The sequence below is a fragment of the Streptomyces sp. SID12501 genome (genome assembly GCF_010550245.1).
In the GTDB taxonomy this organism is placed as follows: Bacteria; Actinomycetota; Actinomycetes; order Streptomycetales; family Streptomycetaceae; genus Streptomyces.
Window position 1 is genome coordinate 1 of the sequence record NZ_JAAGLU010000906.1, and the last position, 406, is coordinate 406.

1 protein-coding gene is annotated in these 406 nt (G+C 74.9%); it reads left to right on the forward strand.

The genetic code is table 11. From position 1 onward, the window contains the following. Positions 1 to 406 (forward strand): acyltransferase domain-containing protein (locus G3I71_RS49075; RefSeq protein WP_164325471.1); only part of this gene is annotated, 406 nt, incomplete at both ends.

Below are 406 nucleotides of genomic sequence, written 5' to 3' on the forward strand. Positions count from 1 at the left end.
ATGGACGACATGCTCGACGCGTTCCGCGAGGCCGCCGAGGCCGTCCGCTACGCGCCGCCCGTCATCCCGATCGTCTCCAACCTCACCGGCGCCTCCGTCACCGCCGAGGAGATCTGCACCGCCGACTACTGGGTCCGGCACGTCCGCGAAGCCGTCCGCTTCCGCGACGGGATACGCGGCCTGGCCGCCCTCGGCGTCACCACCTTCATCGAGGTCGGCCCCGGCGGCGTGCTCACCGCCCTCGCCCAGGACTGCCTGGGCGACGAGGACGGCGCCACAGACGCCGTGTTCGTACCGACCCTGCGCGCCGACCGCCCCGAACCGGCCGCGTTCGCCGCCGCCGTCGCCCGCGCCCACGTCCACGGCATCCGCGTGGACTGGTCCGCCGTCTTCGCCGGCCGCTCGG